Annotated in this window: 15 protein-coding genes and 1 pseudogene; 7 read left to right on the top strand and 9 right to left on the bottom strand. The window is 64.9% G+C overall.

Annotated elements, in window-relative coordinates; all coding sequences use genetic code 11:
• Positions 1-2: 2 nt before the first annotated feature.
• Together ACSVIK_RS11865 and ACSVIK_RS11860 are read right to left on the bottom strand one after the other, a co-directional pair.
• The gene (locus tag ACSVIK_RS11865) at positions 3-1,286 is read right to left on the bottom strand and encodes an FAD-dependent oxidoreductase (RefSeq protein ID WP_442444521.1); all 1,284 of its coding nucleotides are present in this window, start codon (positions 1,284-1,286) and stop codon (positions 3-5) included.
• Positions 1,287-1,417: 131 nt separating this feature from the next.
• Positions 1,418-2,305 (bottom strand): LysR family transcriptional regulator, encoded by an 888-nt coding sequence (locus tag ACSVIK_RS11860; RefSeq protein ID WP_442444520.1) that lies wholly within the window; start codon positions 2,303-2,305, stop codon positions 1,418-1,420.
• Between the two features lie 93 nt (positions 2,306-2,398).
• On the opposite strand from ACSVIK_RS11860, the gene ACSVIK_RS11855 reads away from it, so the two are divergent.
• Both ACSVIK_RS11855 and ACSVIK_RS11850 read left to right on the top strand, forming a co-directional pair.
• Complete coding sequence (locus ACSVIK_RS11855) at positions 2,399-3,175, top strand: SDR family NAD(P)-dependent oxidoreductase (protein WP_442444519.1); 777 nt, start codon at positions 2,399-2,401, stop codon at positions 3,173-3,175.
• A complete protein-coding gene (locus ACSVIK_RS11850; protein WP_442444518.1) occupies positions 3,172-3,933 on the top strand; it encodes an SDR family NAD(P)-dependent oxidoreductase in 762 nt (253 codons plus the stop codon). The genes ACSVIK_RS11855 and ACSVIK_RS11850 overlap by 4 nt, the downstream gene beginning before the upstream one ends.
• Before the next feature lie 9 nt (positions 3,934-3,942).
• Here the strand turns inward: ACSVIK_RS11850 and ACSVIK_RS11845 are convergent, their stop codons facing one another.
• Complete coding sequence (locus ACSVIK_RS11845) at positions 3,943-4,476, bottom strand: DUF3087 domain-containing protein (RefSeq protein WP_442444517.1); 534 nt, start codon at positions 4,474-4,476, stop codon at positions 3,943-3,945.
• A 108-nt stretch (positions 4,477-4,584) separates the two neighbouring features.
• Positions 4,585-5,415: a cupin domain-containing protein gene (locus ACSVIK_RS11840; RefSeq protein WP_442444516.1), complete on the bottom strand. Its 831-nt coding sequence runs from the start codon at positions 5,413-5,415 to the stop codon at positions 4,585-4,587.
• 121 nt (positions 5,416-5,536) lie between these two features.
• On the opposite strand from ACSVIK_RS11840, the gene ACSVIK_RS11835 reads away from it, so the two are divergent.
• The 4 genes and pseudogenes from ACSVIK_RS11835 (at position 5,537) to ACSVIK_RS11820 (ending at position 8,170) form a co-directional block, all read left to right on the top strand.
• A complete protein-coding gene (locus tag ACSVIK_RS11835) occupies positions 5,537-6,055 on the top strand; it encodes a carboxymuconolactone decarboxylase family protein (protein WP_442444515.1) in 519 nt (172 codons plus the stop codon).
• Between the two features lie 18 nt (positions 6,056-6,073).
• Complete coding sequence (gene grxC, locus ACSVIK_RS11830) at positions 6,074-6,328, top strand: glutaredoxin 3 (RefSeq protein ID WP_268182821.1); 255 nt, start codon at positions 6,074-6,076, stop codon at positions 6,326-6,328.
• 195 nt (positions 6,329-6,523) lie between these two features.
• Positions 6,524-7,312 (top strand): annotated as a pseudogene (locus ACSVIK_RS11825) (MCP four helix bundle domain-containing protein); the annotation flags it as partial.
• An 18-nt stretch (positions 7,313-7,330) separates the two neighbouring features.
• Positions 7,331-8,170, top strand: a complete 840-nt coding sequence (locus tag ACSVIK_RS11820; protein ID WP_442444543.1) for a methyl-accepting chemotaxis protein — start codon at positions 7,331-7,333, stop codon at positions 8,168-8,170.
• 43 nt (positions 8,171-8,213) lie between these two features.
• Here the strand turns inward: ACSVIK_RS11820 and ACSVIK_RS11815 are convergent, their stop codons facing one another.
• Positions 8,214-9,458, bottom strand: coding sequence for an oxygenase MpaB family protein (locus ACSVIK_RS11815; RefSeq protein ID WP_442444514.1), 1,245 nt, complete (start codon positions 9,456-9,458; stop codon positions 8,214-8,216).
• Positions 9,459-9,546: 88 nt separating this feature from the next.
• On the opposite strand from ACSVIK_RS11815, the gene ACSVIK_RS11810 reads away from it, so the two are divergent.
• Positions 9,547-10,149: a TetR/AcrR family transcriptional regulator gene (locus ACSVIK_RS11810; RefSeq protein ID WP_442444513.1), complete on the top strand. Its 603-nt coding sequence runs from the start codon at positions 9,547-9,549 to the stop codon at positions 10,147-10,149.
• A gap of 194 nt (positions 10,150-10,343) precedes the next feature.
• Here the strand turns inward: ACSVIK_RS11810 and cyoE are convergent, their stop codons facing one another.
• Genes cyoE through cyoB form a run of 4 tightly spaced genes read right to left on the bottom strand, consistent with a single transcriptional unit; the run spans position 10,344 to position 14,254 of the window.
• Positions 10,344-11,300, bottom strand: coding sequence for a heme o synthase (gene cyoE, locus ACSVIK_RS11805; protein ID WP_442444512.1), 957 nt, complete (start codon positions 11,298-11,300; stop codon positions 10,344-10,346).
• Positions 11,300-11,635, bottom strand: a complete 336-nt coding sequence (gene cyoD / locus ACSVIK_RS11800) for a cytochrome o ubiquinol oxidase subunit IV (RefSeq protein WP_442444511.1) — start codon at positions 11,633-11,635, stop codon at positions 11,300-11,302. The genes cyoE and cyoD overlap by 1 nt, the downstream gene beginning before the upstream one ends.
• Positions 11,636-12,262: a cytochrome o ubiquinol oxidase subunit III gene (gene cyoC / locus ACSVIK_RS11795; RefSeq protein ID WP_442444510.1), complete on the bottom strand. Its 627-nt coding sequence runs from the start codon at positions 12,260-12,262 to the stop codon at positions 11,636-11,638.
• Between the two features lie 3 nt (positions 12,263-12,265).
• A complete protein-coding gene (gene cyoB, locus ACSVIK_RS11790) occupies positions 12,266-14,254 on the bottom strand; it encodes a cytochrome o ubiquinol oxidase subunit I (RefSeq protein WP_442444542.1) in 1,989 nt (662 codons plus the stop codon).
• Positions 14,255-14,256 lie beyond the last annotated feature (2 nt).

The following is a 14,256-nucleotide window of genomic DNA, read 5'->3' as shown; positions in this document are numbered from 1 at the left end:
CGTCAGGCTCGGGAGCAGTCCTCTCGCCCAGCAGAGCCGTTCTCGACCGCCACGGCCCAGGCCTGCAGGGCATCGCGCGCGGCCAGGGCGATTTCCTGATCGCTGCGGCCGGCAAACTCATGCTCAACCGCATCGGCTGCGATCAGCCCGGCGATGGTCGGCTTGCCCAGCACATCGGTCAGATCCAGCCACTCGACCCAGCTCGCCGGGCTGTCGTACCAGCGCAGATAGCCGCTCGGCGAATGCGGCCACCAGCGCTGCTCGAACTGCAACACCACCTTCTCCAGCCTGCCCATGCCCAGGTAACTCAGCGCATCACGTTGCGCCTGGGGCAGTTCGGGAACGAAGCGCAGGGTCTTGAGCACGCCGACCGGCACGGTGCAGATGCAGAAATCGCCACGCTCGTCGTTGACCCGCAGCTCGTGGTCGCGCCAGTCGATCTCGGTGACCGGCTGGCCCAGGCGGATGTCGAGGCCTGCCGCCAGATGCTCGATAAGCTGGCTATAACCGCCGGGTAGAAAACGATCACCGCTGCCGACACCCTCCTCGTCGAGGGCCTCCACCGACAGCTCGGTGAGCGGCAGGCAGGCCTCGATGATCAGGTTGCCGTCGATGGCATGCCGCGTTGCCCGCGCCTGGGCCGGCGCCAGGCTGGCCAGATAGCGCTCGACGCCTTCAGCCAGCGGCAGGCAGCGGTCGAGCCCCTGACGCAAGGCTTGCCAGGCCTCGTCGATGCCCTGCACCGGCCCGTCACTGGCCGCCGACAGCGGTTGACTGAAATCGGTCTCCACCATGCGTACGCCCAGGCGCTGCGCCTCGCGGGCCAGGGCATTGTCCGCGAACTGCTGCAGCCAGGCGGCACCCACGTCCACGACCACCGACCCCAGTTGCAGGCTGTGGGTGCGACCGCCAATGCGCCGCCGTGCTTCGAGCACCACGCAATCGACACCATTGCCGCGCAGGTGCTGGGCGGCCCCCAGCCCCGCACACCCCGCGCCTATGACGATCACGCGCCGGCCCCCGGCCTGAACGGCAAGCCGGGCCGCGCGAATGCCATCGTCCCAGGCCCCGTGGGTCATCGCCGGCGCCTGCGCGTTGCAGGCCTCACCGGCGATGACCAACCGCCCGTGCAAGCATTCGCCCAGCACGCGACGATGCTCCGGCCGCCCGCCGTGCAACAAGGTGCTATAGGCACCCAGGCTATAGGCATCGTCACGCCAGTGGGTGACGTGCCACGCGGTAGGGCAATGAATGGATGATGCCAGTGCAACGTTCGGCGAGTTCATCGGCACGACCTTTCCTGTGTTGATTCGGTTTTCCATACGAGGACCGCCATGATGCCAGGCAGGCGGGGTAAGTCAGCACTGCCGAAGCCGTCCAAGCTGGGCGAAGGATATCGAGGGCTCACACCCCGCTTCTATGCCCTTGGTGGCTCGGCCGCGATCCGCTCACGGATCAGCTCCAGATAGCGCTGCGCCCCCAGCCCCAGCGGCCGGCTGCTGCTCCAGACGATGTCCACCCACAGGCGCAACTGGCTGGCCATGTTGTCGAACGCCACCGTCTGCAGGCTGCCCGCCTCGATCAGCGTGGCCACCAGCGGCTGCGGCAGGTAGGCCCAGCCGAGCCCGGCCTGCACCAGGTTGAGGGTGGCCAGGTCGCTATCGGTGAGCCACAGGCGGTGGGACAGGATCATCTGCGGATCGGTCGCCGACGGCGAGCCGGCAGCGACCAGGATCTGCCGCGCCTCGACCATTCCCTGCGCGGCCATTTGCCTGAGGTAGCCCGGTGTCGCCACCGCCACCAGCAATTGACTGCCGGCTTCGAGAAAGCTCTCCCGTTCGTCGATGCCTGGGCGCTCGAACACCAGGGCCAGGTGCACGCTGCCCTCGTGCAGCAGGCGCACGGCCTCGGCCTGCGAGGCGGTGCGCACCTCGATCTCCAGTTGCGGAAATTCCTCGGCCAGGGCGATCAGCGGCTGGCTCCACATGCCACTTTGCAGCTCGGAGGCCATGGCGATGACCAGACGCCGCTCCAGCCCCTGATGCAGTTGCAGGGCCTGGGCATCGAGCCGGTTGAGCTGGCTGGCCGCCTGCCGTGCCTGCGGTTCCAGGGCCAGCGCCGCTTGCGTGGGCAGCGCCTTGCGTGTGCGGCGGTCGAACAGTTGCAGATCCAGCTCGGCCTCGAGCTGGGCGATGGCCATGCTCACCGCCGAAGGCACACGGCCCAGGCGCCGCGCGGCCGCGGAAAAGGAGCCGGCATCCAGCACGGCAAGAAAGACACGCAGGGTTTCGCTGTTGAAGGCCATGGCTATCGTCAATTCTGTTGATGACAGTCGTCTTTTTCTATCAGCAAAACTAACCTAGTTTGCTGCCATCGAAAACCGGATGGAGTGCCTGTCATGCAACAGGAATGGAAGGATCAGGTCGCGCTGGTGAGCGGCGCGGGTAGCGCAGAGGGCATCGGCATGGCCATCGCCCGGCGTCTGGGCCAGGCTGGCGCGCGGCTGATCATCACCGCCAGCAGCGCGCGCATCGCCGAGCGTGTCGCCGAATTGCGCGCCGAGGGCTACGAGGTGCAAGGCCAGCCCGTGGATCTCACCGACGAAGCTGGCGTGCAGGCTTTCGCCGCCTGGGCCGAGGGCCTGTGGGGGCGCGTCGACATTCTGGTGAACAACGCCGGCATGGCCATGCAAGGCAGCCCCGAGAAGCTCGAGGAGGTGTCCAGCATGAGCCTGGACACCTGGAACCTGACGCTCGCGCGCAACCTCACCAGCGCCTTCCTGCTCACCCGCGCCGTACTGCCGGGCATGCAGGCGCGCGGCTACGGGCGCATCGTCCATATCAGTTCCACCACCGGCACCAAGGCCGGCCACCCCAGCGAGGCCGCCTACAGCGCGGCCAAGGCGGGCATGGTGGGGATGAACATGGGCCTGGCGCTGGAAGTGGCGCGCCAGGGCATCACGGTCAACTCGGTGGCACCAGGCTGGATCGCCACGGGCTCGAGCACGCCCCACGAACTGCGCGCCGCAGCCTACGTGCCGGTAGGCCGTGCCGGCCGCCCCGAGGAAGTGGCCTCCGCCGTAGCCTTTCTCGCCTCGCCGGAGGCCAGCTATATCACCGGCGAGCTGCTGGTGGTCGATGGCGGCAACTGCCTGATCGAGGACAAGGCGCCATGAACACAGACCCCGTGGTGCTGATCACCGGCGCTGCCGGTGGCGTGGGCAGTGCTTTGGTCGCCCGTTTCCTCAGTGGTGGCTGGCAGGTGTTCGCCACCGACGCCAATGCCAGCGGCCTGGCCGAACTGAACCAACGCCATGCGCTCATCGGCAGCCTGGCAGCGGATATTCGCACCCCAGCAGCGTGCAAGGCGGTGGTCAGTGCGGCGATCGAGGCGGCCGGGCGACTCGACGCGGTGATCAATGCGGCAGGGGTGTGGCGCGAGGGGCCAGTGGAGGACTTCAGCGAGGAGGACTTCGACCTGGTGCTGGACGTCAACCTCAAGGCCAGTTTCTTCATCTGCGCCGCAGCCATCCCCCATCTGCGTGAAACCCGTGGCGCCATCGTCAACGTCTCCAGCGATGCCGGGCGCCAGGGCAACCCCAATGCGGCGGCCTATTGCGCCAGCAAGGGCGGCCTGACCCTGTTCACCAAGGCCCTGGCGCTCGACCTGGCGCCATTCGGCGTGCGCTGCAATGCCGTGTCGCCCGGCGATATCGAAACGCCCATGCTCAGCTTCCAGGCCGAGCGCTATGGCAATGGCGATCCGGCGGCCTACTACCGAGAACTGCTGGCCAAGTATCCGCAGGGCGAGCAGGCGCGTTTCATCCAACCACAGGAAGTGGCGGAGCTGGCGTTCTTCCTCTGCCAGCCCGGCGCTCGTTCGATCACCGGTGCCGACCTGGCCATCGATCAGGGCGTCTCAGCCGGCCATTGAGCCGGAGGATCATGCCGCCTTGAACGCCCTGACCCGCTCCAGCCAGTCCGGCTCGAGCCGGGTCTGCTCCAGTTCCAGCCCTTGCTGCTGCATGGCCTGGCGATGCTCGTCGATCTCCCGCACCATCTGGCTCAGTTCGCTGGAGTTGCCGTCGAGCTGATGCATCTGGGTCACCCCCAGGTGATAGAAGCGCAGCAGCTTCATCGCCGCTTCGTCGCCCTGGGCCACCCCGGCCCTGACGTGGTGCATGACATTGGTGACGCGCATCAGGCTGCGCTTGAGGCGCCAGCCGTACACCGCCGGGGCCATCCACGGGCGCTGCCAGAGATACAGGCGCACCAGCGCTATGGTCAGGCCCAGCGCGCTCAGAACGCCCAGCAGGTTCCAGCGGAAGTTGCCGTCGCTGCCGGGTTCGCCGAACAGTTGCACGCTGAGCATCGCCAGGGCCATGGCCAGGGTGACGAAGATGGCCGCCACCAGAGCGGTGATGCGGCGGGTCTGCTGGCGGTACTTCTCGGGGTTGACGGGGGTGATCTCGAACATGCGCACGGGTACTCCAACGGGGCGAGGCGTGATGGTACGACAGCTTGCCTGCGCGGCACGAATTCCTCGCTGCGGCCGACCGCCACGGTCGGCCAAAGCGCCCCGCCGCTATCCAGCGACCTGGCGCAGCCATTCGCTGGGGCTGGCGCCGACCTTGCGGCGAAAAGCGCGCGCCAGGGCCGAGGGGCTTTCGTAGCCGACCTCATCGGCGATCAGCGCCATGGGCCGGCCCTCACGCAGGCGCTTCTGCGCCAGGCTGACGCGCCAGCCCACCAGATAATCGCCGGGAGTAGCACCGACCACCTGATGAAAGTGCGCGGCAAAACTGGCCCGCGACATACCGGCCAGCGCCGCCAGTTCGGCTACCGACCAGCCATGCTGTGGCTTCTCGTGGAGCTGATTGAGCGCCCGTGCCAGGCGCGGCTCGGCCAGCCCGGCGAGCATGCCCGAAGCCAGCTCGCGGTTGCTCAGCAGATGGCGCAGCAACTGGATCACCATCAACTCGAACAGGCGGTTGAGCACCAGCTCGCGCGCGCAGTCATCGGCCGCCGCCTCGGCGAACAGCCAGTCCAGGCAGCCGCTCAGGCTCGGCAGTTCGCGCAGGGGCCGAACGATGACGTCTGGCAGCGCGCGCGACAGCGGGTTGTCGGTGCCGCCGTCGAAGGCCAGGGTGGCGCACACCAGTTCGGCGCCATCGGCCTCGCTGGCGCTCATCCAGTGCTGACGTGGCCGGGGCACCAGCATCAGGCTCGGCTCCTCCAGGTGCAGCTCGCGACCATCGCCTTCGCGAAAATGCAGGCGCCCGGCACGCAGCAGGTGGATGTAGCCATGCGGCTCCTGCTCACCATGGCTGCTGGCGCCGCAGAAACCGCCGCGGTGAAAGGTGCTGGCGTGCAGGTTGAAGTGATGCAACAGGCTGGTCAGGCGATCCATGGGCATCTCGCAATCTTGGACGATCTGCCGCATAACATCGACGATCTGCAGCCGAAAAGCCAGATCGAATCCTTAGCATGACTCCAGGCTTGAACGACAAGCCCCCACCCAAGACTGGAGAATCACCATGCCCCGTATTACTGCACTGCCCCTCGAACAAACCGCAGCCAGCGCCCAGGCGCAACTGGCCGGCATCGGCAAGAGCCTCGGTTTCATCCCCAATACCTTCGCCACCCTGGCCCATGCACCGGCCGCGCTGAACGGCTACCTGGCGCTGTCCCAGGCCCTCGGCAAGGGCACGCTCGATGCCAGGGCACGTGAAGTGGTGGCACTGGCCAGCTCGCAGGTCAACGGCTGCGGCTACTGCCTGGCCGCGCACAGCCTGTTCGCCGGCAAGGCCGGGCTGAGCGAGGCGGACATCCGCAGCGCCCGTGACGGCGAGTTCGATGCCGTGGCGCGCCTGACTCGGCAGATCGTCGACAGCCGTGGCCGCCTCAGCGATACGCATCTGCAGGCTGCACGCGATGCCGGGCTGAGCGATGCAGCCATCGTCGAAGTGGTGGCCAATGTCGCCCTGATGACACTGACCAATTACCTCAACAATCTGGCCGAAACCGATGTCGACTTTCCATCAGTAACCGTCTGAGGCCGCCGGAGGTCCATCATGCAAGCCGTTACGCTCTACACCACCGCACACTGCCCTTACTGCATCAACGCCAAGGCTCTGCTGGCGCACAAGGGCGTGGCCTACGAGGAGATAGATGTCAGCCACTCGCCCGAGCGGCTGGCGCAAATGCTGCAACGCAGCCATCGCCGCAGCGTGCCGCAGATCTTCATCGGTGAACGGCATATCGGCGGCTTCGATGACCTGGCCGCACTGGAACGCGGCGGGCAACTGGACGCCTTGCTGCAGGCCTGAAACCGGATGGCCGGCCTCGCGGTCGGCCATCCGCCCCTCGAGCGCCGGCGCAAAAGGTGTCGGCCTTCTCCTTTCCGATGAAGAGTCAGGCATTGCCCTCATGCACCGGAACCTGGCGGCCGATACAGGAGCGTCACCTCGGCCAGCTATACTCGCCGATGCGCTGCGCCCATTCTAATAAATCGGAGCTCCATCATGCGTCTCGACGCCCTCTCCCTGAAGACCCGCCTGATCGTCGCAGTGGCCATTCCCTGCATCGCCCTGCTGTTGGTGGCGCTGGCCAGCCTGAACAGCTTGTCCAGCATGCACAGGGACACCCAGGCGCTCTACCTCAATACTGCCGAGCCGATGCGCGCCATGGCCGAGGTGGCCTCACGCATTCCACGCATGCGCGTCGGCATCGACATGATGCTGCTGCAGGAAACACCGCTGCGTGACGAACGTGGCGTGCAGTCGCGTGTGCAGGACGCACGCAACGAGGACGTGCCCGGCATGCGCGATGCCATGCGCCAGGCCGTGGCCTCACAGGTCGACCCGGAGCGCAAGGTGCAGGCGCAGAAGCTGCTCGACCAGTTCGAGGCCATGGTCAGCAACGAGCTGGAGCCGATGCTCAAAGCACTGGAAGCCGGCGACATGGCCAAGGCTCAGCAGATCTATCGTGACCAGTACGCCAAGAGCTACGGTGTGATGCGCCAGGGTGCCAACGACCTGCTCGATGTCCTGCTGCAACAGGCCGAACAGCGCAACCAGCACAGCGAAGAAAGCTACGACAAGGGCCTGACCCGCCAACTCGCCATCATCGCCATCGGCCTGCTGGTGTCGATCATCATGTCCTGGATGATCGTGGTGCAGTTGCGTCGCCGCGTCAGCGTGCTGCAGAACAGCCTGGGCCAGGCCGCCGACAACCTGGCGCTGAACACCCGCATCGAGCTGCCCGGCAAGGATGAACTGAGCGCTATCGCCAGCAGCTTCAACCAGTTCATCGACAAGGTGCATGGCGCCATGCGCCAGCTCGCCGACAACTCGCGGCAACTCTCGGGGATGGCCCGCGAGGTGGCCGAACGCGCCCGCCTGACCCAGAGCAACTGCGCGTCACAGAGCGACCGCACGGTACAGGTGGCCACCGCCATCAACGAACTGGGCTCGACCGTCAACGAGATCGCCCGCAATGCCGAGAACGCCGCCGATGTCGCCCGCGAAGCGACCCAGCACGCCAGCGAAGGCGGCGCGGTGGTCAGCCAGGCGCAGCAGCAGGTCGACGCCCTCAACGGCGAGCTGGAGCAGGCGGCCAAGGTGATCGGCGCGCTGGCGGCGCAGACCGAAGCCATCAGCACCACGCTCAATACCATCCGCAGCATTTCCGAGCAGACCAACCTGCTCGCCCTCAACGCCGCCATCGAGGCCGCACGTGCCGGCGAACAGGGCCGTGGCTTCGCCGTGGTGGCCGACGAGGTGCGCACCCTGGCCAGCCGTTCCGGCGCCTCCACCGAGGAAATCCAGCAGGTCATCGACCGCCTGCAGAACGAGTCACGCTCGGCCGTCGAGGCCATGGCCAAGGGGCAACGGCAAAGCGCCCTGGTGGTGGAATACGCGAGCAAGGCTTCTGCTGCGCTGGAACAGATCAACAGCCATATCGGCCAGATCAGCGACCAGAACATTCAGGTCGCCACCGCCACCGAAGAGCAGTCCAGCGTGGTGGAAGACATCAACCGCAATATCGTCGACATCAACGAACTGACCGTCGGCACCACCCATATCGCCGACCAGCTCAACCAGGCCAGCAGCGACCTGCAGGCGCTGTCCACGCAACTGGACAGCCTGGTGGCGCGCTTCCGCCTGTAGAGCAACGCGCCCCCCCGGAGAGCCCGCCCCCAGGCCACCTGCCTCAGTGGCCTTGGGGATCAGCCGAAGCCACGGGCATGGCCGCAAGCAGACGCGGATGATCCTCGCCGAACAGCGTCAGCAGGTAGGCCTGCTGTTGCTGATCACCGCGCTCGCTCAACCACTGCCGTCCCCCCGGCAGGCAGCGCACCAGACGGTGTAGCAGGTAACGCGGCGGCGCCGTCAGCAGCGGATACCAGGGCAGGATCCCGCCCGGCAATCCCAGTGCACGGCGCCCCTCGGCGTCGATGAAGGTACGCGCAATACTCAGATGAATCGCCCGATTGAACAGCCCGCGCAGCCCCTGCAGATTGGGGTAATGGCGCTGCAGCGGCTCATCGATCAGCGCCCTGCCCAGTTGCTGGCTGCTGGCATCGGCCGGGGCCTGAGACAGCAGGTTGTGGTAGAGCGCGCAGGTAGCGGCGTTCTCCTCGGCATGCAGCCAGCGCTCATCCACCCCCATCAGCCAGGCGATATAGCGCCACAGGTGCAGCACCGCCCGGCGCTCGTCCTTGCTCAAGGGCACGCCGAGCAGACGCTGACCGATCAGGAAAATCACCGAGAACGCCAGGTAGGTGGCGTGCATGTCGCCCTGATTGACCGGCAGGCCGAAGTAGCTCGCATCCCACTCGGGCATGCCCGACACACGCCGGCGCACCAGCGCATGCACCAGCCGCACATGCAGCGTGCCCCGGTAGCCGGCGGCGCCACGGGCCATGCCGCCGGGCCGCGTGCAATCGATCCACCATTTGCTGGTTTCGGCGATGCGTCGCTGCGCGCCCTTCTCCAGGGCGCCGGTAAGCACCAGAGTGCGGTTGATGGCCGAAGCCTGATAGCCCGCCAGCAAGCCCAGGTCACGCAATACGCGCATGCCGGTAAGCCCGGACAGGCAGCAGACCCGCGCGCCCTCTTCGAGCAGCTCGGCATCGAGCCAATCCGGTGTGGCCTCGACCTGAGCGAAGAAGCGTTGTAGCGGCAGCGGAGCTTCTTCGCCAAGGGCCGCGATGCCCTGCTCCAGCGCCCGGTTGTAGAGCGGCATGCTCTGCGCCAGGCCGACTTCGCTCATCCACTCCAGCAGCGCGTCCATGGCCGCGTCGCCCTGCATGAGCGACTCGCCGATGGCCTGCCACTGAGCCGGGCTGGGCTCGGCCGAGCCGCGGATGAAGCGTCGCACCGGCGCCGCCACCTGGCGAGCGCGCTGCAGGTCGGCGCCATGGCGAGCGGGAATAACCTTGGGCTCTGGGGACATTTTCATACCTTGGTTGGCTGTCTGCTGAAGAGGTCGCTCTACGCTATTGCGACTAATTGCTCGCAAACAACTCGCGGATGCCCAGTGCATGAGAAAGCAGCCCAAGCAACAACGCGCCAACCAGATGATCGCCCTGCTGCTGGAGGCTACGGCCCTGGAAATCGCCGACCGTGGCCTGGATCGGCTCACCACCAACCACGTCGCGCAACGGGCCGGCGTCAGCATCGGCTCGCTTTATCAGTACTTCGCCAACAAGGAAATGCTCGTCGATGCCCTGCTGATGCAAAAGGCCCAGCTCATGCTCGACGGCGTGCAACAGCGCCTGGCGCCCCTGCTCGGCCGGGATATCGCCACCGTCACCCGCGCCATCCTGCTCGGCATCTTCGAGCAGGTGGCCGAGGACAAGGCGCAACGCGAGCTGCTGCGCCACTGGCACACCCTCAACGCGGCGCCGGTGTTCCAGACCCTGGAGCGACAGATGACCGAGCTGTGTCGGCAATACCTGATGCGGCATATCGACGAATACCGCATCGACAACCTGCCGGCGCTGCTGTTCGTGCTGATCAATGCGGTGCAATACACCACCGCGCGTTACCTCAGCGAGGAGCACGTACTGCTTGCTCAGGAAGAAGTGATCGAGACGCTGGTAGGAATGGTCGAGGCGCTGTGCAAGCCTGGCACCAGCAGATGAAGGGGGCAGCACGTAGCCTGGGTAGAGCGAAGCGAAACCCGGGAGCGAATTACCCGGGTTTCGCGGTGCTCTACCCAGGCTACATGTCTGAAACCCCTCCCACAGAGCCAAGGTCAGTTGCGTAGGGTGGATCACGCTTCACCGATCCACCGCGTGGTGGATGTAAAGAGCGACATCCACCCTACGTGCCTGAATCAGATACCGGCGACCACCGCGCAGATGCCCTGCGCGCTGCTGGCGAACTGGCTGCACAGGTGGTTGATGGAGGTCATCAGCACCTGGTCGGGGGTGGCGGCGAAGTCCACCGACATCATCACGCTGAGCATGGTGATGGTGACGATGGAGAACATGAACAGCTTGCGTGCCCACACTCGATCATCGACGGCCTTGTAGCCCGACACGCCCATCCACAGCCAGTAGGCACCACTCAGCGCAGCCACCACGAAGTAGCTGTAGCCGGCGTAGCCACTGAGCGTCAGCATCAGGGTCGCCACCACGAAGGCGGCGATGTACAGCACGATCTGCCGCTTGGCAGCCGAAATCCCCTTGATCACCGGCAGCACCGGGATGTTCGCGGCCTGGTAGTCGTTGAAGCGGAAGATGGCGATGGCATAGGAATGCGGCATCTGCCACAGGCTGAAGATCAACAACAGAATGGCCGCACCGGCATCGAACTCGTTGCTCACCGCGCAGTAGCCGACCACGGGCGGTGCCGCCCCCGACAGACTACCGACCAGGGTGCCATACACCGAGCCACGCTTGAGCCACAGGCTGTAGAGGCCGACATAGACCACGAAGCCCATCAGCACCAGCATCACCGCCAGGGTGTTGGTGGCGGTGTACAGCAAGGCCACCCCCGCCACCCCGAGCACGCAGGCATAGACGATGGCGTGCACAGGGGAAATCAGCCCCTGCGCCAGCACCCGGTTGCGGGTGCGCTCCATCTTCTGGTCGATGTCACGGTCGATGTAGTTGTTGAACACGCAGCCTGAGGCGATCACCAGGGCAACCCCCAGCGCTGTCGCAAGGTACAGCGCCAGGTCGGCATCGCCACGCGAAGCCAGGAAGAAACCGCCCGTGACGGAAATCAGATTCCCGAAGACGATGCCTGGCTTGGCGAGGTTGAGGTACTGCTTGAGGATCGCCAGCATCAGTTGATCATCATGTGATAGTGCATGCTCCACATGATCCACACCGACAGGCCCACCACGAACGCGATGATCACCACGGTGAAGATCATCGAAATGACGTTCCAGCGGCCTTCCGCGTCGGTCTTCATGTGCAGGAAGTACACGAGGTGGACGAGAACCTGAACGATGCCGAACAGCACCACGGTGATCAGGGTGACGCCACGGCTCAGGCCCAGCACTTCAGGGTGCATGACCAGGGCGAAGGGAATCACCGTGAGGATCACCGAGAGGATGAAGCCGGTCAGGTAATCCTTGAAGCCCACGGCGTGAGCGGCGTGATTGTCTTGGTGAGCCATTTACAGCACCCCCAGCAAGTAGACGACGGTAAACACGCAGATCCACACCACATCGAGGAAGTGCCAGAACAGGCTGAGCAGCCCCACGCGCGTCTTGTTGGTGTCGGTCAGGCCGCGAGTGCCGACCTGGAACATCAGCACCAGCATCCACAGCAGGCCGGCACTGACGTGCAGACCGTGGGTGCCGACCAGGGTGAAGAAGGCCGACCAGTAGGCGCTGGTCTGCGGCCCGGCGCCTTCATGGATCAGGTGGTGGAACTCGTTCAGCTCGATGCTGATGAAGCTCACCCCGAACAGGAAGGTGATACCCAGCCAGCGCAGTACAGCATCCTTGTCACCCCGGTAGGTGGCCAGCATGGCCATGCCGTAGGTGATACTGGAGAACAGCAGGGCGAAGGTTTCCACCAGCACCAGGTGCAGCCCGCCGCCGAGCATTTCCTTGGCGGTGGGGCCACCGGCGAAGGCATTGCTGAGCACCGCGAAGGTGGCGAACACCGTGGCGAAGATCAGCAGGTCGGTCATCAGGTAGACCCAGAAACCGAACAGCTTGAGGCCACTGGTGTCGTGGTGGTGCTCATGGTCGTGACCATGAGCGTCGTGTGAATAATGAGGTTCGTAAGCGCTCATGGGTTATGCCTGTACGACTGCGTTTGCTTTGGTTTGACGATGCGCCTGCTCGATGCGCGCGATTTCCTCGGGCTGCACGTAGTAGTCGATGTCCTCGTCGTAGGAACGCACGATGAAGCTGGCCACGGCACCGACCAGGCCAACGATGGCAAGCCACCAGATGTGCCAGATCATGGCGAAGCCGAAGGCGATGATGAAACCGGCCACCACCACACCGTTGCCGGTGTTCTTCGGCATGTGGATCGGCTCGTACTGCTCCGGCACCGGCATCAGCTCGACACCGTTCTTCTTCGCTTCATAGAAGGCGTCGATCTTGTCCGCAGTCGGGATGACGGCGAAGTTGTAGAACGGCGGCGGCGAGGAAGTGGCCCACTCCAGGGTGCGGCCATCCCAGGGGTCGCCGGTCAGGTCGCGGTTTTCCTTGCGTTTGATGTAGCTGGTGACGAACTGCACGATGGTGAAGAGGATGCCGATACCGATCAGCACGGCACCCACCACGGCCACCTCGATCCACGGCACCCAGGCCGGGTTGTCGAAGTGGTTCAGGCGACGGGTCATGCCCATGAAGCCCAGCACGTACAGCGGCATGAAGGCGAAATAGAAGCCCAGCAGCCAGAACCAGAAGGAGTAACGGCCGAAGCGGTCGATCAGCTTGTAACCGAAGGCTTTCGGGAACCAGTAGATGACGCCCGCCAGGTAGCCGAACACCGCACCGCCGATGATCACGTTATGGAAGTGGGCGATCAAGAACAGGCTGTTGTGCAGCACGAAGTCCGCCGCCGGCACCGCCATCAACACGCCGGTCATGCCGCCGATGGAGAAGGTCACCAGAAAGCCCAGGGTCATCCAGGTCATGGCGTTGAGTTGCAGACGGCCACGGAAGATGGTGAACAGCCAGGTGAAGATCTTCACCCCGGTGGGGATGGCGATGATCGAGGTCATGATGCCGAAGAAGGCGTTGACGTTGGCACCGGAACCCATGGTGAAGAAGTGGTGCAGCCACACCACGAACGACAGCACGCCGATGGCCGCGGTCGCCCAGACCATCGAGGCATAGCCGAACAGGGTCTTGCGCGAGAAGGTCGCCACCACTTCGGAAAACACGCCGAACGCCGGCAGGATGAGGATGTACACCTCCGGGTGACCCCAGACCCAGAACAGGTTGGCGTACATCATCGGGTTGCCGCCCAGTTCATTGGTGAAGAAGTGGAAATCCAGGTAGCGGTCCAGCGACAGCATCGCCAGGGTGGCGGTCAGCGGAGGGAAGGCGCCGCAGATCAGCACGCAGGTGACCAGAATGGTCCAGGTGAAGATCGGCATCTTCATCAGGCTCATGCCCGGCGCACGCATCTTGAGGATGGTGGCGATGAAGTTGACCCCGGTTAGCGTCGTCCCCAAGCCCGATAGCTGCATGCTCCATATGTAGTAATCCATGCCCACGCCTGGACTGTACTTGATCCCCGACAACGGCGGATAAGCCACCCAGCCGGTCTTGGCGAACTCGCCCAGTCCCAGCGACAGGTTGATCAGCAGCGCGCCACCGACGAACAGCCAGAAGCTCAGCGAGTTCAGGTAGGGGAAGGCCACGTCACGCGCACCGATCTGCAGCGGCACGACGATGTTCATCAGGCCGGTGACCAGTGGCATGGCCACGAAGATCAGCATGATGATGCCGTGCGCGGTGAAGATCTGGTCGTAGTGTTCCGGCGGCAGGTAACCCTGACCGTCACCATGGGCCATCGCCAGGTGGGTACGCATCATGATGGCGTCGGCGAAACCCCGCACCAGCATGACCAGGCCGACGAGAATGTACATCACGCCGATTTTCTTGTGGTCCACCGTGGTGAGCCACTCTTTCCACAGGTAGCCCCACTTCTTGAAGTAGGTCACCGCCGCGAACAGCGCCAGACCGCCCAGCGCCACCACGGCCAGGGTGATCATGATGATCGGCTCGTGATACGGAATAGCGTCCAGCGTCAGTTTTCCAAGGATAT

Source organism: Pseudomonas sp. NCHU5216, from assembly GCF_052156495.1.
In the GTDB taxonomy this organism is placed as follows: Bacteria; Pseudomonadota; Gammaproteobacteria; order Pseudomonadales; family Pseudomonadaceae; genus Aquipseudomonas.
Note: the sequence above shows the minus strand (reverse complement) of the source record. Positions and strands in the feature narration are given on the sequence as shown.